Origin of the sequence: Salibacterium lacus, assembly GCF_042684865.1 — a bacterium.
In the GTDB taxonomy this organism is placed as follows: domain Bacteria; phylum Bacillota; class Bacilli; order Bacillales; family Marinococcaceae; genus Salibacterium; species Salibacterium lacus.
Genome location: NZ_JBHUML010000006.1, coordinates 167,546 through 186,320, shown reverse-complemented (window position 1 = coordinate 186,320; position 18,775 = coordinate 167,546). Strand labels below are relative to the sequence as shown.

Here is an 18,775-nt window from a genome sequence, read left to right as displayed (position 1 = left end):
GAAAGAGAAATATATCCCGTCATTCGGCTTGTTCAGAAGGCGCTTTTTCCTAATCTTCAAGATCATCGAGAGAGACGGGCTTAAGGTTTTCGTTTCCCTGCAGCCGGGTGAAGAAGGAGACGAGCAGTTCAATCGTCTGTTCGATATCATCCAGGCTTACGGTTTCAACCGGTGCATGCATATACCGAAGCGGCAGAGAAACCACAGCAACAGGAACACCGCGTGCTGTTTTGCGCAGCTGATCGGCATCGGTGCCGGTTGAGCGCGGAGTAAGTTCATACTGCACCGGGATACCTGCGGCGCCGGCAGCCTGTTCCAGCAGGTCATTGGCTTTTTGGTTAATGGGAGCCCCTTTGGCAAGGACTGGACCTTTACCGAGCTTCACTTCCGCTGTTTGTCCTGATACGGCGCCCGGATAATCTGTGGCAAATGTCACATCCACCGCGATGGCAAGGTCCGGAGCGATTCCTGCTCCGGCAAAATAAGCCCCGCCCATGTTTGTTTCTTCATTCACCGTACTGACCGCATGCATGCCGACGTCCGCTTGAAGCCGGTTCTCCAGGCGCCGGAAGACTTCCGCTACAATGAAAGCACCGGTCCGGTTATCGAGGCCGCGCCCACTGATGCGGTTGTTCAAAAGTCCTTCCGGTTCCCGTTTGTAGACTGCTGTGTCCCCCGGTACCGTGAAAGCCTCCACTTCTTCCCTGGAAGACGCCCCGCAGTCAATGAATAAATCCGAAAAGCTGAAATCATCTTTTGCCCCGCCGTGATGTTCGGCCTTTGATCCAAACACCCCGGTCAGACGGCCGTATTTCCCGAGTATCGCCACTTTCATGCCGATCGCCGGTTTGTGACTGATACCACCTAATTTCTCCACATAAATATAACCATCGTTATCGATGGCTTTGACCATAAATCCAATTTCATCACAGTGTCCCGCCACAGCTACCCGCAGCGAAGCATCCGGATGGTGAACGGCGGAAGCGTTCCCCGCGCCGTCGGTATGTAACTGCGCCGCATACGGCTTCACATGCTGCAGCCACTTCTTCTGAATGTCCGCCTCCATGCCCGAAGGTGACGGTGTCTGCAGCAGTTCGTATAAAAAGTCGTGATGCCTGTTGTTCATACTACGATCCCTGTCCTTTCTCCAGTACGTTTCTTTCATTATATGCGTTATCCATACTAAACAACAAATGATCCCTTTGGGGTACCATGATGAAATCACACTGTATGTTCATTATATAAAACAAAAAAGCAGTAATAATCCTGAAAAAATGAGTTATTAAAAGAAATTCAGAGAAATATAAAGGTAATGTGCGTTATATAGAACTTATTGAACTCAGAATAGGTTTTGCAAATGATTAAGTTCGTTATATAATACATTTACATTCTATAAAACGAACAAAAGGCAGGGAGGGAGCAGGATGGCTGGTAAGATGATCCGAATTGTTGTGAATAGTTTTCTGGGTATACTGTTCGTTCTTTTTCTGGCATCAGTGTTTCTGTTGATCCAGGGCCGGGTGAATCCGGATGAAATGCCATCTGTGTTTGGGTATCATCCCTTAACCGTCTTGTCGAACAGTATGGAACCTGCTTTTTCGGCAGGGGACATGATTCTCACAAAACAGACAGATCCCGGGGCGATTCAGTCCGGCGATGTGATTTCCTTTTATAACGAGGAAAGAGAAGTCATTACCCACCGGGTTATCGAAACGACCGAAAAAGAGGGACAGCCGGCGTTTGTAACCCAGGGGGATAACAACAATGTGAAAGATGATGAAGCGGTCGGCGGTGCCCAGGTTCTTGGGAAAATGCAGTTTTCCGTTCCTTACGGCGGTTATCTGGCACAGTTTTTCGGAAGTCCCGCCGGCATGATCCTGTTTATTATCCTTCCCGTTTTTTCCTACATTGGCATTGTTATTTACGAACGGCTTGGAAAAAGCAGCAAATCAGACCAAACGGTAGAGCATGGTTCTTAATTCTTTAAAGGAGGTGAGAAAGGAAGACAGCCGCATCCGGCTATTATTTATCGATGTATACACAGTGTCACTGGGGACAGGAGAAGAATGAATAACATTTACTTAATAATGAGGAGGATTTATCAATGAACAAAACAAAAAAGGCACTTATCGCAACATCTGTAGCAGGCGTGATGGCAGCAGGGGCAGGATTCGGCACATTCTCATGGTTTACCGAAAGCCAGGAAACAGGATCCAGTGATGTACAGGCAGGAACGCTTTCCCTGACAGACATTAGTGAAGAAAGAGTCTTCAGTACGGAAGGGCAGCTTCTGCAGCCGGTCAAGCAGAATACAGCGGAAAACGATTCAGAGTATATGGCCGAAGGCAACTCCATCACGTTTGAAAACGATGGCAACCTGGCACTTGATCCGCGTCTGATGCTCGATGTGGAAACAAACGGCATTGACGGTGCGGACGGCAATGACTATAAGATCCGTATGAATCTGGACCGTACCGGCAGCGTGGATTGGAGCGGGCAGAGCGAGTGGATTGATGCCAATGAAACAGAAGCACCTATTAATGAATGGTTCCGTGATGCAGCGGATGGCTTCAACAGAGATATGGAACCGGGTGATGAAGTGACTGTCAGCTTTGACGTCTACCTCGATCAGGAAGCCGGCAATGAGTATCAGGACTCTTCGGTAACAGGCACCCTCCGTGTCGACGGTAAGCAGACAGTTGAAGATGCAGAGTATCCGCAAGACTAATAGCTAATTAGATAAGCTGTAAACACGAAGCAGCTGGTTTCCAGCTGCTTCGTTCTATATTGCGATCAATGAATGGAGGTGCTGTAGGTTGAAAGGTTGGTTATCCCTGTTTGTGGTGAGTATGTTTGTGATTGCAGGCGTATTGGATGGATTCAGCACTTATTCGTATTTTTCAGCCGAGACAAGAAGTTCTTCCAGTTCGGTCAAAGCATTTGTCCCGGCAGACGGCTTGGATATTGATGAAAAGGTAAAAGGATGCGCCGTTACGCTCACCGTGAAAAACAAAACACAGGTGGATGCAGGAGACGTCCGTATCAAAGCCGGGCAGAAGACACATAAGAAAAATAATTACCGCATCATTCCTGCGGTGGAACGTCTCTCGATTTCGGCAAGAGATTCAGTGTCTTCCACGTTTGTGACAAATCACCGGGAAGGGAACCATTGTAACAATCAATGGGTGTATTTTGACATTAGTGCTTTCAATGGAAGCTTTGAAGAAAGTATCCGCGTGAAAGTCCATAACCCTCCTCCGAAAAAAGAAGAAGTAGAAGAAGAATTAAAAGAGAAAGAAAAAGAAGAGGCTGGTGAAAACACGGAAGAGCAGCAGGAAGACAACGTAGAAGACGGTGTGGAGGAAGAAGAACCGGTCGAAGAGAATCCCGAGTCTGAGGAAGAAAATAAGGAAGAAGAGCAGCCGGAATCCGGAGACGGCAGTGAAGAAGAAGGAAGCAAAGAAACCGGAAACAACGAAGAAGACAAAAGCGGCAGTAATGGTAACGACGGCTCCGAAGACAATGGAACCGGCGGAAATGCTGACCAGGAAGAATCCACGGAACCAGAGCCGGATAACGGCAGCGAAGACGAGGAGAACAGTGAAGATACTACGAGCGGAGATGAAGCAGCAGAAGAAAATGCCGGCGGAAATGAAGGTAACGAGGAATCCGGCAGCAGCGGAGAAAGTACGGAAGAAAGCGGAGAAGCGCCCGGAGAGGAAGAAAGTTCAGACTCAGAAGCCCCGCCGGAATCCGAAACGCCGGCCCCTGGTGACAGCAGCGGAGATACCGGCGGCACGGAAGAAGCCGTAGAAGAAGAGAACAGTGGAAATGAAAATAACGGGGAATCCGGCAGCAGCGGAGAAAGCACGGAAGAAAGTGTAGAAGCATCCGAGGATGGAGGAAGCTCGGAGCCGGAAGAATCGCCGGAATCCGAAAACCCGGACCCCGGTAACAACAGCGGACAGGAAAATAACGAAGAAGGCGGAGAAGAAGTTTCCACCGACGGAAACAGCACAGGAGAAGACGAAGAAACCAGCGGGGAAAACCAAAGCGCCAGAGAAGAAGAGGAAGAAACCCCGGGAGAACAGACAGATGGTAACGAAGACCGCGACGGAGGAGACGCCGGCAGTCCAGGCAAGGCGGAGGATAATATAGACTCTTCCCCTTCCGAAGAAGAGAGTAGCAGTGAGGATAACAGCCGGCAGGATGAAGAGAGTGTCTCCGGCAGCGAGGAAACATCCGGCGGTGCTGACAGAACAGACAAGGACAAACGCAGCGCTGTGAAAAGTGATAAAGATTCCAGCAAGGAAGATGAGGAATCAACGACCCGGGAAAACAAAGCCCGTTCCGAAAGCCCGGAGACGGAACCATCTGACAACAAAAAAGAAGACAACGGCAGCAAGGAAGATGAACAGACAGATAAGAGCGGAGATAATGAAGAAACAGGCGGAAAAACGGATGATAAAGATAAAGAAAAGCCTGGTAAAGATAAGGACAATAAAGGCAAAGACAAGGACAAAGATAAAGACAACAAAGACAAGGATAAAGATAAAAAGAAAGAAAAAGGACGTACCAGCAATTCGGGAGATGATAAAGCTTCGCGGTCTGACGATGATAAAACCAGGAAGAAAGCAGAGAAAAAGGATAAGGACCAATGAAACTGCTGAAAAGACTGATGGTTTTTCTCAGCCTCTGTACTTTCATTTATGCGGTCTATCTTGTTTTCTTTACCGTGCATAGTTCGGGGGGTATTCCGAAAGCTTTCGGTCTGCAGCCGGTAAAAGCAGCATCCGGGAGCATGGAACCAACCTTTCATGCAGGCGATCTGTTGATTCTAAAAGACACAGGCGGAGTCCGCACCGGTTCAATTATTATGTTCAACCAAAACGGTAAAAGTGTAACCCATCGGGTAACGCAGGTAACGGAGGAAGGATTCCGCACGAAAGGAGATGCCAATCCGGTGCAGGATAATGCAATGGTTCCGCCGGAGCAGGTGGAAGGGGTGTATCTCTTCCATCTTCCCCAAGCCGGATGGTTGATAGAACAGATGGCAGGCGGATACGGAATAGCCGCCGTTACGGTATTGCTCGGTTCTATTGTTTTATGGAAATATTACAAAACGATTTTCAAAGCATTGGGGATGCGGAAGAAATATGTCCGCTACAAACCCCGGAGTTTTGACAGCTGAAAAGAAATGAAAAGAACGGGGGTCGGGAGATGATAAAGACGAAATGGAAAAAAGCGTCGTCTCTGCTGCTTGGGACGGCGTTGTTATTTCTGTTTTCCTGGAATACAGCTGCTGCAGGAAAGCTGGTCGAATTGGAGGACAGCAGCTTTATGAAAGGTATCGGTCCTTTTGCTCCGGGTCTTTCCTTTGAAACGGATATCACCGTGGAAAATGTCAGTAGTGATGATATCGAATACGCTCTTACACTGCAGAGAGAAGAAGAAGAGAAGCAGCACCGGGAAAAAGAATCCAGTATGTTTTTTGAAAATCTCCAGGTAACCGTTCAGGCAGACGGTAATCAGAAATACGAAGGAAGCTTTGCGGGCGTAGATACGATTGATATGGGGATGCTGGAAGAGGACGAAGATCTGCCGGTTACCTTTGTTGTTCATTTTCCGGAGGAAAGCGGGAATGAGTATCAGGGCCTGTCTGCGAGCGTGTCGGTGAAAGTGGATGCAAGACAGGTAAATGCCCCGCCGGAAGATGATGAAGACAGCGATACGGACGATAACGGAGGTGGGGGAAATGATTCAGGCGGCGGTTCCGGAAATCCGGACTCTGATACCGGTGATCCGGGAGATACCGGTAACCCGGGAGGTTCAGATGACCCGCAAACACCTTCATCCCCGAATCCGGACACCGGCGAACCGGAACAGCCGGACACCGGGGAGCCGGCGGCCCCTGACCAACCGGTAGAGGAACCGGATAACCCGGACAATCCAGAGAGTCCTGGTAGTCCCGCAGCACCGGATGACCCGGATGTGCCGGATACAGAGGACCCGAATGAACCGGAAGAGCCCGGAGACGATGAAACGGTAGTCCCCGGTGGAAATGACCGGCCGGGGCCGACGCTTCCGCAGACAGGCGAACACGGAGATCTGCTGTTTTATGCGGCTGGCCTTGCCAGTATAGCTGTAGGGATCTATTTATATGGCAGAGTCTCTTCTCTTGCTGTGCCATTTATGTTCAGGAGGAGAAGGGAGCCATGAAACCAGCTGCCCTTCTCCTAGTTCTAACGGGAATTCTCCTGTTGCTTTATCCGCATGTAAACGAATGGATGGCAGATTCCAGACAGGCGCAGCTGCTGGAGCAGTGGGAGACGGCTGAAGCAGCACAGGTGGAGACCAGAGCCGGACGGGATTACAAAGAACTGGAACACGTCTTTCAGCAGGCGGAGAAGGAACAAGCGTTCAATTCCGCACCGGAACATCCACCAGAATCGAAAGGGGAAACCGATCCCATCGGTCTCCTCCGGATCCCTGCCATTAATGTGGAACTTCCTGTGGCAAAAGGAGCATCTGCCTCCATCCTCGATGTGGCAGCCGGTCATCTTGCCGGAACGGCTGCGCTGGGAGCGGAAGGAAACAGTGCAGTTGCAGCCCACCGTAGTCACACGTATGGCCGTATGTTCAACCGTTTGGATGAGGTGGAAACAGGAGATCTGATAGAAGTGGAGACCGGCACCGGAACACACTCTTACACCGTTTTTCAGACAACGGTCGTAGATCCTTCCGATACTTCCGTGCTGCGGCAGGATACGAATGGAGAAGATGTTATTACATTAATTACCTGCACCCCGATGAAAAATCCGGTGAACCGGTTAATCGTGCAGGGAAAAATAGAATCATAAAAACAATAAAGCAGATGGAAATAAATGAATATAAATAAAAAACAATCCGAACAGTGGCGGAGAATGTTGTTTCGAGCATTCTCCGCCATCGTTCGGATTTTTGATGCTTTACTTTACGGCGATAATATTTTGTTTCCCGTCATGCAGACGTGAACCCTCTTACTGCGGTGTTCCTTCCATATTTGATATGAGCCAGGTACTGTTTTTCTTCACGAGCGTGTATTCGTAGTAGGTGGCCTGATTGTTTAACTGGCTTTCCGGTTCCAATCCACCGACCACAACTTCGTTACTGCTGCGTGATTCAAATGTTACGTTTTCCATTACTCGGAAGGGAAATGCCTGCGCCAGAGCCGGACCGTATTCATCCAGACCTTCCTGGTAAAAAGGTTCCCACATGTTGGTGGTAATACTTTCTGTGTAATAGGTATGGAATGTGTCTTCAATTTCTGTGAAGGGGTCTTTTGCCTGGTCACTTCCGGAGGCTTCCTCATACTGCTGGTACATCGCCTGTTCTATGGCCTCTTCCGCTTCAGTGATACGTTCTTCAAAGTAAGAAAGGGACGGGGTGTCTGCCGGTTCCTGTCTGTATTCTTCGTTCATCGCTCTGGCGGTAAATACGGAGAACTGGGCTCTGGTTGTGGATTCTCCCGGCCGGAACGTGTTGTCTTTGGCGTATCCTGTTGTGATGTTGCTGCCGGCAAGGGCTTGAATGTCTTGATAGAAAATATAATCCTTCTCGATATCTGCAAAGTCACGGGCGCTGCCGTCTGCGTTCAGGCTATAAGCTCTTGTCAGGACGGCTGCCATCTGTCCTCTTGTTAAAGGCTCATTCGGCATAAAGGCCCCGTCATCTCCATTAATAATCCCTTCGTCTGCGACAGCTGCAATGGCTTCATACGCATGACTGGATTCATCTACATCTTCAAATCCGGGATTCGGACGGTCTCCGGTCTCAAGATTCAGCGACGCGGCAATCATAAGCGCTGCCTGGGAACGTGTGACTTCGTTTCCGGGACGGAATTCTCCGTTCGGATAGCCGCTGATCACGCCTTCACCGGCAAGATACGTGATTTCATTTTCCGCCCAAAAGTCTGAGCCGACATCGGAGAAGTTCTCACTTGCAGATACTGTACCTGTTGTCATGAAAAATGCAGTGATGCAGGATAACCCTGCTTTCTTCCATAATTTCATCATCATCCACCTCTTTTAAAATAATATAAAGAATCCTGTTTACGCTTTTCTCTTGTTTGACGAAAACATAGAGAGAAACGTTGCAGAGCCCGCTGCTTCTTTTTTTTGATGATGCACGTGCAGATAGTCCAGATAAAAGATGAAGAATATCTTTTCTGGATGGAATATCCGCTGTGTAGAGGTTGTAAACAAGAAACCATTGGAATCCATAAAAAACGCAGGTATGAACCGTTCATATCTGCGTTTCTGACCGTCTGTTTTTCTCTTTTGCACTTCTGCTCCCCTGGAAAACTATGTTGAATCCGGGTCGCCGTACTTACGCGTAATCAAGCTCTTTTCTTAGTAATGACCTTGAATGAAAGGCAGCACATCCTCTTCATACATTCTGCGGAGTTTATGCATTTCCTCTTCCGTATAGGAAGCACTTTCTTCAGCCTGCAAGTTGTCCTCTACCTGCTCCACCGATTTAAAGCCTGGGATCACGCATGTTACTTCGTCGTGTTCGAGAATCCATTTTAAAGCTCCTCTGGTCATGGATCCGCGCCCCTTGGCGATCCACTCGAGAGACCGGCTGAGTTCCACTCCTTTTTCAAAAGGCAGGCCGGCAAATGTTTCTCCTACATTGAAGGCTTGTCCTTCCCGGTTGAAGTTCCGGTGGTCGTCTTCGGCAAACGTGCTCCCGGTTGTGAATTTGCCGGTCAAAAGGCCGCTGGCAAGCGGAACCCTGGTCAGAATGCCGACGCCCTGCTGTTTTGCTTTTGGAAGAAGTTCCTCAAGAGGTTTCTGGCGGAAGATATTAAAGATGACCTGGAGCGCCCTGACATTCGGCTGATCCAGGCAGATCAGGCCTTCCTCGACCGTTTCCACGCTGACACCGTAATAGCGGATCTTTCCTTCCTGCTGCAGTTTATCAAGCACATGAAATACCTGGCCGTCTTCGAGAATGTGTTGGGGCGGACAGTGGATCTGGTAGAGATCAAGCTGTTCCCGGCCAAGGCGGCGCAGGCTGTTTTCGAGCCAGGCGCGCACATTTTCCTCAGAGTAGGTGGCAGGGTCGTGGATATCCCCGGCACGGCAGAACTTGCTCGCGATATGAATCTCCTTTTCGCGGCCCTTCGTCGCTCTTGCAAGAAGTTCTTCGCTGCGGCCGCCGCCGTATACATCCGCGGTATCAAAAAAATTCACGCCGGCTTCCATGGCCCGTTCCAATCCTTTTAAGGCTTCCGTGTCATTGGTGGACCCCCAGGCTCCGCCTATCGCCCATGTGCCGAAACTGATTTCACTTACGTTCAGGTCTGTTGTTCCAAGCTGCCGGTATTGCATTGTTCGTACACCACCTTGTCTAACATACTATAAAACGCTTTCACCATTGTACATGATTTTTATTCCAGCATCTACAAACTGGTTCGAGCGAAGTGATGTCGACTGCGGGCGGTATTTTGTCGAAAACGAGCGGAATATTGTCGCAATCGAGCGAAACCATGTCAAAAACAAGCGAATCTGCAAAAAATACAAAAGGTACGAATTGGGAAAACCAGGTTTAATCATGCGCGCGAAGAAGGGATAGTAGATATAAAAGAGGAAAGGAGCGTACTGCCGATGCATATCTTTTCTGAACGTGATATCCGGCAAGTGGTGGATGTAAATAGGAAGGCACTGGAACTGGTGGAAGAAGGATTTCAGAAACTGGAGCGGGGAGAGGTGACAATGCCGCCGGTTCTCCGGGTCGATATTCCTGAACACCATGGAGAAGTGGATGTGAAAACGGCCTATGTAAAAGGAATGGATATGTTTGCTCTGAAAATGTCGTCCGGTTTTTTCGACAATCCCGATAAAGGGCTTCCCAGCCTTAGCGGCATGATGCTTCTTCTCCGCACCGATACTGGTTTTACCGATTCCATCCTGCAGGATAACGGCTATTTAACCGATGTCCGCACGGCGGCGGCCGGAGGCATCGCAGCAGCGCACCTGGCCCCGGAAACGGTGGAAACAGCCGGTGTGATCGGAACCGGAACCCAGGCGCGGTACCAGATCCGCGCGCTGCAGCTGGTCCGGAAACTGGATCAGGTGCTCGTGTACGGGAGGAAGTCAGAACGGGTACAAGAGTATATCGATGACATGCAAAAGGAGCTCGGAATTGAGGTGAAAGCAACCGAAAGCCCGGAAGAGGTAGTTCGAAACAGTGATGCGGTCGTAACGACAACCCCCGCGAAGCAGCCCATCATTCAAAAAGAATGGCTCCATCCCGGCCTCCATATTACCGCCATGGGATCTGATGCCGAGGAAAAGAACGAAGTGGCCCCGGATGTCCTCGGAGCGGTGGATGTGCTGGCGTGTGATGCCAAAGCACAGGTTTTTAAGCTTGGTGAACATCATCATGCGCTTGAAGCAGGAGTTATTCAGGAAAACGCCGATACGGTGGAACTCGGAGCGTTGTCTCTCGGTCATGCCGGGGGAAGAACATCCAACGAAGATGTGACGTTTTGTGACTTGACCGGCACTGGAGTCCAGGACACTGCCATCGCCGTATACGCCCGGCAGAGCCTTGTCGACGCGGGAAAAGGTACGACATTTGAAACGTAGAAACCAGGCCGAAAACCTGATACAAAAAGTGTCTATAAAGCAAAGGATATCTTTCTAAGCGTCACTTTTCAGCGGAGCCACAGAAAAAGTAACTCGCAGACAGGTTCTAAGCGTTACTTTTCAACCCGGCGGGGCAGAAAGTGACCGGAACCGTTATTCAGGTACAAAAGAATAATAAAAAAATCGCAGCATGGACTGGACTCCGCTGCGATTTTTAATCAACCGGACTATAGAAAAGTGATACAGAACCCCTGTATTTGGTGTACAATAGAAGAAAGTCAAGTCCCGGCGGGTCTTCATCTACGCTTCTTTCCCCATCTGTTCTCCGAAAAATACAGTCATAAACAGGCAGGCTGGTACATATCATGACAGCGTAGGCCTGTCTTTATCTTGCATGTGAAAAAGGGAATCGCTACACTTTGTATACGGAGAAACCCAGAGACCCAAAAATCCATGATATAAAAGGGGAGCGGTAGGATGACAGATGCGCTGAAGACGCCGGTGGATGTCAAGATGACCACCAACATCAGACAGCAGGGGGAAAAGGAACAGGTGAACCTGCAGGCGAAGGGCGAAGTCTACCAAAAGCAGAACTTCACGTTTGTGTCGTTCACGGAAAATCTGGACGACATTGGCGAAGTTTCCACTGTCTTAAAGGTGGGAGGACGCGAAATTACGGTACTTCGGTCCGGCTCGGTATCCATGCGTCAGCGTTATTTACGTGGAGAACGAACGGAAGGAAGCTATGAAACGCCATTTGGCACCTTCACGACCGAGGCGGACACACACCAGGTGGCTGTCATGTGGGCGGACAGCGGCAGCACCGGCCGCATTCAGTTCGGCTATGACTTGAAACTGCAGGGTGCTTCTGCCGGACGGTATGAAGTCACTATATCGATTGAGGAGGATACGTAACGGTTATGAACGTCGTCGAACAGATCAAGGAACAATTAAAACAGGAAACCGCGGACGCCGCTGTGAAAGCAGGGCTCGTGTCCAAAGAAGAACTGCCGGAAGTGGTGATGGAAACACCAAAGGACAAAGAACACGGCGACTTTGCCACGAACCTTGCGATGCAGCTGGCCAAAACAGCAAAAAAAGCACCAAAGCTGATTGCAGAAGATATTACCGGAGCTATGGATACATCGAAAGCATCTGTTGAAAAAATGGAGATTGCCGGACCGGGATTTATTAATTTCTTCCTCGATCACAGTTATCTGCGCCAGGTCATTCCAGCAGTGCTTTCCTCCGGACAGGAATATGGAAAAACAGATGCCGGCGGCGGGAAGAAAGTCCAGGTGGAATTCGTTTCCGCCAATCCGACAGGAGATCTGCACCTTGGACATGCCCGCGGCGCCGCCGTTGGGGATGCGCTCAGCAGTATCCTCGAGACCGCCGGCTATGATGTCACGCGGGAGTATTACATCAACGATGCCGGCAATCAGATCAGTAACCTCGCCTATTCGGTGGAAGCCCGTTACCTGGAAGCCCTCGGAAAAGAAACGACGATGCCCGAAGACGGCTACCGCGGTGCTGATATTAAACAGTTCGGCGAAGAACTGGCCGCTGAGCACGGGGATGCTTTTGTCGATACAGCACGGGAAGAACGGCTTGCCTTTTTCCGGGAATACGGGCTGAAACGGGAAATGGAAAAACTGAAACAGGACCTGCTTGATTACCGGGTCGAGTTTGATGTGTGGTATTCTGAAACATCATTGTATGAAAGTGGGAAAGTAGAAGAGGCGCTGCAGCTTCTGGAGGAGCGCGGTGAAGTGTATGAAGCAGATAACGCCATCTGGTTTAAATCTTCCAACTACGGCGACGACAAAGACAGAGTCCTCGTCAAAAACGACAACACCTACACATACCTCCTGCCCGATATTGCGTATCATCAAAATAAATTCGAGCGTGGTTTTGAAAAAGTCATTAATGTCTGGGGAGCAGATCATCACGGCTACATTCCGAGAATGGAAGCAGCGGTTCAGGCGCTTGGCTATAATAAGGACCAGCTTGATACCCGTATTATTCAAATGGTGAATCTGTATGAGAACGGCGAACGGGTGAAAATGAGCAAACGGACCGGCAAAGCCGTGACGCTGAAAGACTTGATGGAAGAAGTCGGGATCGATGCGACGAGATACTTTTTCGCGATGAGAAGTTCGGACACTCACATGGATTTTGATTTAACACTGGCGAAGTCCGAATCCAATGAGAACCCGGTCTATTACGTCCAGTATGCGCATGCACGTCTTTGCAGCATTTTCAGACAGGCAGAGGAAAAGGGATATAAATATGATCCGGACGCTGAGTTGACGCCGATTGCCTCGGAAAAAGAGTACGACCTGCTGAAAAAAATCGGTGAATTCCCGGAAGCGGTCGCAATCGCTGCGGATAAATACGCTCCGCACCGGATGACCAATTACGCGCATGAACTAGCTGCTGCCTTTCACAGCTTCTACAACGCAGAGCGCGTAGTGGATTCCGAAGATGCCGCCAAAACACAGGCCCGTCTGAAACTCGTGAAAGCCGCCCAGATCACGCTGCAGAACGCCATGGCTCTGATCGGGGTACATGCTCCTGAAAGAATGTAATCTGCCACGTATTTTAATGCAGCCTTAAACTTCCGAACAATTCCATCCGTGGGATCGTCCGGAAGTTTTTTTATGTTGGCAGAACGGGAAGGACGGCAGGTGCCGCCGGCCAGAAGCAGGTGAAGCAGAAATACCCTGAATTGAGCGAGAACTACGGAGAATCGACCGAGAAATACAGAGAATCAATCAAGAAATGGGGAGAATCAATCGAGAAAAACCCAATTCGTGCGGAAATCAATCGAGAAATGAGCGAAACGATCGAGAAATCCCGGGAATCGATCAGGAAACGCCGCTCCCGCATCGGACGCTGCGCGGTGGTACCACCCGGTGCGGATCGAAGCAGTCATCCGGAGAATCGATCGAGAAATACAGAGAATCGATCAAGAAACCAGCACCCCCATCCATCCCGACAATCAACTCGTGAATCGGCAATATGCGTTAACCGGAATCAGAAACCGGGAATAAGCCCGAAAGCGTTGATGCATAGTATAAAGAAAGGTGTGGTACGAATGCAGGAAGCATTATTATCCCTTTTAACAGGACTGGGCGTCGGCTTTTTATTTGCTGTTGTACGCCTGCCTATTCCAGCTCCTCCCGCTCTGCCCGGTATACTGGGCATTGTCGGCATTTTTCTTGGGTGGAAAATGTTCCATCTTATTCAGACCTGGCTGCAAAGCGGGGGGAGCTGAGCAAAGGAGAGAGGACAGATATGCCATTTTTCATCTCACAGGGACACAAGCTGCATTACGAGGTAAAGGGAAAAGGACTGCCGATTTTTTTTATCCATCCCCCGGCAATGGGAAGTGCGGCCTTTTATCATCAACGAAAACTCGCCCATGATTTCAAGGTGATTCTGATGGATGCCAGAGGCCACGGTTTCAGCCAGGCCGGCAGGGAGACGCTTACTATCTCGGAATGGGCGGAAGACCTGCACAATCTGGCTGACGTCCTCGGGCTGGACCGGGTTCTTCTATGCGGTTATTCAAGCGGCGGATCGGTCGCGCTCGACTTTGCTATCCGCTGGCCGGAGCGGACCGCAGGGGCAGCGCTGGCAGGAGGGTTTCCGGAAGTACGCACCACGCTGCTTCACAGAGAATTCGAAATCGGAATGTGGATCACGGAAAAAGGATGGATGGGGCTGCTGGCCGGGATGCTTTCGATAGGAAATGCCACGCAGTCCGGGCACCGTGAACGAATAGCCGCTGCGGTGAAAAGAAGTTCGGCACCGCTCGTGCGCTCCCTGTACGAATCCGGCCTGCATTACTCCTGTACAGCGGCTCTCCCTTCTCTTTCCCGGCCGCTTCTTCTTTTGTACGGCTCCAGAGACTGGTATGTTCATTACTATCAGTACATCTTTTACAAATACGCCGTGCAGGCACCAAAAGATATCGTGATGGTCCATGGCGTCGGCCACCAGATCCCAACGCTTCAACCCGCCTCCTACAATGCGGCGGTGGCACAGTTCGCCCGGCAGCTCGAGAACGGAAGTGTCCCCTTCAAAACGTTGACGTGACGGTCTGTTACAACAACGCCTCCAGCAGATGAGCGGCTTTTTCTTTGATACGCACCGAAAACGGCCGCTTCGTCACATCCTCAAGGTGCAGGAGGGTGGAATGCTGCATGTCCTTTTCCAATATATTTCTGATGTATTCAATGAATGTTTTATCTTCAATCAGCGTATTCATTTCGAGATTCAGGTGAAAACTTCGTTGATCAAAATTGGCGCTGCCGATATCGCAGCATTGCTCATCAATCAGCACAGCCTTCGCATGAAAGAAACCATCGTTGAAATGATAAACGCAGACTCCGGCGCTTATTAAAGGCTCAAGGTAAGACCAGGACGCTTCCTGAACCAGGGGGTGGTCCCGTTTGGCAGGAAGAATAATCGTGATGATGACATCCCGTGCTGCTGCTTCAAGCAGTGCCTTTTGAAGGGTGGGACCCGGGATGAAATAAGGAGTTGCAATATAAATGCGGGTACGGGCCCGGCCGATCATATGAAGAAAGGTGTTCAGCACTTCATCTCCATCCGTTGCCAGAAAGCGGAAAGTGGTATCCCCATCCGGAAGAGACTCCGGGTTTTTATCAGAGGAAAAATCGTCCTCCGGACGTTCCCGGTGCCAGTCCGCAATGAACTGGCGCGTTAAATCCTGCACCCCCTCTCCTTTAACACGGAGATGAAAATCCCGCCAGTATCCAAATTTCGGATCACGTCCAATGTATTCATCTCCTACATTGAAACCACCCGTGTACCCGGTTTCTTCATCAATGACCGTAATTTTGCGGTGGTTGCGCCGCTGCAGGGAATAGAACAAGAAAGGCAGGGAAATCCGCTGGCTGTACGCGAAATATACTCCTGCGTTCCTAAGCTTTTTCCGGCCTTGGCGGGTCATACCGCTGCTGACACGGTCAAGCATGACGCGGACGATGACCCCGTCTTCTGCTTTCCGGCAGAGCAGGTCAATCAGCTGACTGCCAATGCTGTCCTGCCGGAATATGTAAAAAAGAATATAGATCGACTCTTCCGCCTGCTTTATATCTTCAAAATAATCCCGGAAGAAGGTTCCGCCCTCTTTATAGCACGTTACCTGTCCCGAGCGGCGCGGATAAAGCACACTACTGCGTTCTTTGCGGTGTTTCTTTCTGCCGCAGGCAAAATCAAACAGACACCATCCTGCAGCCAGCAGCAGCGCGGCGGTACCTGACATTATCCAGATCATGAAAGAGGCCTCCTGATACCCCCTTTTCTACAGTAAGAGGGTTCGCTGTACCCCCTAGAATATCCGAAACGAAGCCATTCTAGAATCAAGATACAAAAAAACTTTCCGCTTCATGCAGAAACAGAGCGCGAATCCATCGAAAAATGCTGGCATAAATACCGCAAATATGTTTATAATGAAAAGTATGATTTTGAAGAACGGATAACTTAAACGTAGTCTGTTTCCAAGTCGGGAGAATGTCTGTGTAGACAGTTTCCCGAAGGACATGAATACTTTGTGGAAAAAAGGAGTGTGCGGTCCTTGAGTATTTCTGATTATAATGAAGAAGAAGTGGAAGAAATGTCTGCGATAGAACTGGCTCATATTCTGCTGGAAGATGAAAAAAAGCCATATGAATATGGAAGTTTGATGAACCGGATTGCTGAATTGAAAGACCTGAGCTCGGATGAAACAAAAAACCGGCAGACCAAACTGTTCACTTCCATGAATCTGGACGGACGTTTTGTCCATCTGGGAGAGAATCACTGGGGCCTGCGCGGATGGTACCCGCTGGACCAGTCCGATGAAGATTTAAGTACGACGGTGAAGATGGAAGATACGAAGAAAAATCAAGACCCTGTCGATGACTTCGAGGAAGACTTTGATGATAACTTTGAAGATATCGAAGATGAACTCGATGAACTGTCGCAGGAAGAGAACGCCGAAGACGAAGAAAAAACGAAGCCGCTGGACGGATTTGAAAGTGAAGACACGGAGGAAGAACCGGCAGATGATGGCGACTCCTACTGAGTTCCGCAGAGTGTGACGGCTTCTATGCCCGGCACAGGACATTTGCGGTTTCAGTAGAGGATCCTCTCATATTGATGCTTGACTTTTAAAATAAGGCTCGGTAAAATCATTTTTGGGCTTAAACAGGTATATAATAAGGATTCCATAAATGAGACGAAACGAAAGTGCGCCCCCGCCCTGGGATTGGTGTCACTTTTGTTTTTTTTATAGTCAGGAAAGCTCAAATGCCGACGTTTGCCGGACCCCGTTTCAGCGCCCGCCACTGAACGTGTACGCTCTTCATGGAAGGCCGTTTTAAACAGGTTGGTGTTCCGTCCTTTTCTGAAGAGCAGCCGGCTCGTGCAATTAAATAAAAAAGGAGTAGATGAAGGCATGGCAGTTAAATATATCTTCGTAACCGGAGGGGTTGTGTCATCGCTTGGGAAAGGAATCACCGCCGCTTCACTGGGCCGTCTTCTAAAGAACCGTGGTTACGGCGTGACCATCCAGAAGTTCGATCCCTATATTAACGTCGATCCCGGAACAATGAGTCCATACCAGCACGGGGAAGTGTTCGTGACCGATGACGGTGCGGAAACGGACCTTGATTTAGGGCATTATGAACGTTTTATTGATATTAACCTGAACCAAAACAGTAACGTAACGACAGGGAAGGTATATTCATCGGTTATACGTAAAGAACGCCGCGGAGATTATCTCGGCGGCACGGTCCAGGTCATTCCGCACGTGACCAACGAAATCATTGAACGGGTGTACCGTGCCGGACGTGAAACCGGAGCGGATGTCGTTATAACCGAAATCGGCGGCACTGTCGGCGATATCGAAAGCCTGCCTTTTCTTGAAGCCATCCGGCAGATTAAAAGTGATGTCGGCGTCGACAATGCCATGTACATCCACTGTACACTCATTCCTTATCTCTCGGCTGCCGGTGAGCTGAAGTCAAAGCCGACCCAGCACAGCGTGAAAGAACTCCGCAGCCTCGGGATTCAGCCGAATGTGATTGTGGTCCGGACCGAAAGCGCCGTTCCGCAGGAAATGAAAGAGAAAATCGCGCTCTTTTGTGATATTCATAAAGATGCTGTGATTGAATGTTCGGACGCTGATACATTGTATCAAATACCGATTGATCTTCAGCGGCAGAAGATGGACCAGATTGTATGCGATTATCTGAAATTAGATGGCGGCGCGGCGGATATGGAAGAGTGGAAGATGCTGGTCGAAAAGGTGCAGAACCTATCAGGCCGGGTAACCATCGCTCTTGTCGGAAAATACGTATCGCTGCCTGATGCCTATCTGTCCGTAGCAGAATCGCTGAAACACGCCGGTTATGCTTTTGACTCCTATGTGGATATTCAGTGGATCAACTCCGAAGAAGTGACACCATCCAACATGGTCGAAAAGCTGAAAGAAGCAGACGGTATTCTTGTGCCGGGAGGATTCGGTGACCGCGGCATAGAGGGTAAACTCACGGCTATCCAGTACGCGAGGGAAAATAATATTCCTTATCTTGGATTGTGTCTTGGCATGCAGCTTGCCTCTGTAGAATTTGCCCGCAACGTAGTGGGGCTGACGGAGGCTGGTTCGGCAGAACTTGATCCGGATACAAAGGACCCGGTCATTGATCTCCTGCCGGAGCAAAAAGATGTAGAGGATATGGGCGGCACCCTGCGGCTCGGTCTGTACCCATGCAAACTGCGGGAAAACACTATCGCCAAGCAGGCATATGGGGAGGAAGTGGTGTATGAACGCCATCGTCACCGTTACGAATTTAACAACGCCTACCGCGATGCCATGGAAGAAGCAGGATTCATTTTCAGCGGGACAAGCCCGGACGGCAGACTGGTGGAGATTGTCGAACTGGAAAATCATCCATACTTTGTCGCTTCGCAGTTCCATCCTGAATTCGTGTCCCGCCCGACCAGACCACAGCCGCTGTTTCGCGAATTTATTCAAGCATCCATCGAGCATCAGTAATATAAAAAAAGAAGCTGTCCTGTTTGTTCAGGGCAGCTTCTTTTTGGTTGATAGACTGCATGTGGAC

17 protein-coding genes are annotated in these 18,775 nt (G+C 49.7%); 13 read left to right on the top strand and 4 right to left on the bottom strand.

Annotation, left to right across the window (positions count from 1 at the left end; all coding sequences use genetic code 11):
• Positions 1–49: 49 nt before the first annotated feature.
• The gene (locus ACFSUB_RS16740) at positions 50–1,126 is read right to left on the bottom strand and encodes a M20/M25/M40 family metallo-hydrolase (protein ID WP_380714428.1); all 1,077 of its coding nucleotides are present in this window, start codon (positions 1,124–1,126) and stop codon (positions 50–52) included.
• 298 nt (positions 1,127–1,424) lie between these two features.
• Between ACFSUB_RS16740 and ACFSUB_RS16735 the strand changes: the two genes are divergently transcribed.
• From ACFSUB_RS16735 to ACFSUB_RS16710, 6 genes are all read left to right on the top strand, one after another.
• Positions 1,425–1,979 (top strand): signal peptidase I, encoded by a 555-nt coding sequence (locus ACFSUB_RS16735; RefSeq protein WP_380714427.1) that lies wholly within the window; start codon positions 1,425–1,427, stop codon positions 1,977–1,979.
• A 125-nt stretch (positions 1,980–2,104) separates the two neighbouring features.
• Positions 2,105–2,728 (top strand): hypothetical protein, encoded by a 624-nt coding sequence (locus ACFSUB_RS16730; RefSeq protein ID WP_380714426.1) that lies wholly within the window; start codon positions 2,105–2,107, stop codon positions 2,726–2,728.
• Positions 2,729–2,816: 88 nt separating this feature from the next.
• Positions 2,817–4,661, top strand: coding sequence for a hypothetical protein (locus ACFSUB_RS16725; RefSeq protein WP_380714425.1), 1,845 nt, complete (start codon positions 2,817–2,819; stop codon positions 4,659–4,661).
• Positions 4,658–5,191, top strand: coding sequence for a signal peptidase I (locus ACFSUB_RS16720; RefSeq protein WP_380714424.1), 534 nt, complete (start codon positions 4,658–4,660; stop codon positions 5,189–5,191). Before ACFSUB_RS16725 ends, ACFSUB_RS16720 begins: the two co-directional genes overlap by 4 nt.
• Before the next feature lie 29 nt (positions 5,192–5,220).
• The gene (locus tag ACFSUB_RS16715; protein WP_380714423.1) at positions 5,221–6,219 is read left to right on the top strand and encodes an LPXTG cell wall anchor domain-containing protein; all 999 of its coding nucleotides are present in this window, start codon (positions 5,221–5,223) and stop codon (positions 6,217–6,219) included.
• Complete coding sequence (locus tag ACFSUB_RS16710; RefSeq protein ID WP_380714422.1) at positions 6,216–6,860, top strand: class D sortase; 645 nt, start codon at positions 6,216–6,218, stop codon at positions 6,858–6,860. The genes ACFSUB_RS16715 and ACFSUB_RS16710 overlap by 4 nt, the downstream gene beginning before the upstream one ends.
• Positions 6,861–7,019: 159 nt before the next feature.
• Here ACFSUB_RS16710 and ACFSUB_RS16705 read toward each other — a convergent pair whose 3' ends face one another.
• Complete coding sequence (locus ACFSUB_RS16705; protein WP_380714421.1) at positions 7,020–8,057, bottom strand: S-layer homology domain-containing protein; 1,038 nt, start codon at positions 8,055–8,057, stop codon at positions 7,020–7,022.
• 333 nt (positions 8,058–8,390) lie between these two features.
• Entirely contained in the window at positions 8,391–9,374 is a 984-nt protein-coding gene (locus tag ACFSUB_RS16700) for an aldo/keto reductase (RefSeq protein WP_380714420.1), read from the bottom strand.
• A gap of 276 nt (positions 9,375–9,650) precedes the next feature.
• On the opposite strand from ACFSUB_RS16700, the gene ACFSUB_RS16695 reads away from it, so the two are divergent.
• The 5 genes from ACFSUB_RS16695 to ACFSUB_RS16675 all read left to right on the top strand — a co-directional run bounded on the left by ACFSUB_RS16695 (position 9,651) and on the right by ACFSUB_RS16675 (position 14,738).
• On the top strand, positions 9,651–10,634 hold the full coding sequence (locus tag ACFSUB_RS16695) for a cyclodeaminase (protein ID WP_380714419.1): 984 nt from the start codon (positions 9,651–9,653) through the stop codon (positions 10,632–10,634).
• A gap of 477 nt (positions 10,635–11,111) precedes the next feature.
• Positions 11,112–11,549, top strand: a complete 438-nt coding sequence (locus ACFSUB_RS16690) for a DUF1934 domain-containing protein (RefSeq protein ID WP_380714418.1) — start codon at positions 11,112–11,114, stop codon at positions 11,547–11,549.
• Between the two features lie 5 nt (positions 11,550–11,554).
• On the top strand, positions 11,555–13,225 hold the full coding sequence (gene argS, locus ACFSUB_RS16685) for an arginine--tRNA ligase (RefSeq protein WP_380714417.1): 1,671 nt from the start codon (positions 11,555–11,557) through the stop codon (positions 13,223–13,225).
• Positions 13,226–13,734: 509 nt separating this feature from the next.
• Positions 13,735–13,914, top strand: coding sequence for a XapX domain-containing protein (locus ACFSUB_RS16680; protein WP_380714579.1), 180 nt, complete (start codon positions 13,735–13,737; stop codon positions 13,912–13,914).
• A gap of 20 nt (positions 13,915–13,934) precedes the next feature.
• Positions 13,935–14,738 carry an alpha/beta fold hydrolase gene (locus ACFSUB_RS16675; protein WP_380714416.1) on the top strand — a complete coding sequence of 268 codons (804 nt, stop codon included), beginning with the start codon at positions 13,935–13,937 and terminating at the stop codon, positions 14,736–14,738.
• A gap of 7 nt (positions 14,739–14,745) precedes the next feature.
• Here the strand turns inward: ACFSUB_RS16675 and cls are convergent, their stop codons facing one another.
• Positions 14,746–15,945 (bottom strand): cardiolipin synthase, encoded by a 1,200-nt coding sequence (cls, locus tag ACFSUB_RS16670; protein ID WP_380714415.1) that lies wholly within the window; start codon positions 15,943–15,945, stop codon positions 14,746–14,748.
• 300 nt (positions 15,946–16,245) lie between these two features.
• On the opposite strand from cls, the gene rpoE reads away from it, so the two are divergent.
• The gene (rpoE, locus tag ACFSUB_RS16665; RefSeq protein WP_380714414.1) at positions 16,246–16,734 is read left to right on the top strand and encodes a DNA-directed RNA polymerase subunit delta; all 489 of its coding nucleotides are present in this window, start codon (positions 16,246–16,248) and stop codon (positions 16,732–16,734) included.
• Positions 16,735–17,106: 372 nt separating this feature from the next.
• Positions 17,107–18,708, top strand: a complete 1,602-nt coding sequence (locus ACFSUB_RS16660; protein ID WP_380714413.1) for a CTP synthase — start codon at positions 17,107–17,109, stop codon at positions 18,706–18,708.
• The last annotated feature ends 67 nt before the right edge of the window (positions 18,709–18,775 follow it).